Source organism: Soonwooa sp. T0.1_25 (genome assembly GCF_057652215.1).
In genome coordinates this window covers 1-229 of the sequence record NZ_JBYFBZ010000128.1, presented here as the reverse complement: position 1 = coordinate 229, position 229 = coordinate 1, and the positions used below count along the sequence as shown (strand labels likewise).

Genomic DNA, 229 nt, shown 5'->3' with positions numbered 1-229 from the left:
ATTGACAATTCAATTTGTTAAAAGTCCTAGATTTGCCGTAAAGCTGAAAGCGTCCGACGTGGACTGGCTAGGGATTGGACTTCTAGCAGCTTTTTTTGGCTCATTAAAATACATTTTGGAAAGAGGACATGAGGATGATTGGTTCGAAAGTAGAGAGATTGTATATTGTACATTTACAGAGAGTATTGTTTTTATATTGTTTATTTTGCGATAGTTAACTTATAAATAT

At 33.6% G+C, this 229-nt stretch carries 1 pseudogene; it reads left to right on the top strand.

The window, feature by feature from the left end:
• Nucleotides 1–214: pseudogene (locus tag AC23MB_RS14570) on the top strand (MFS transporter); the annotation flags it as partial.
• Nucleotides 215–229: the final 15 nt, after the last annotated feature.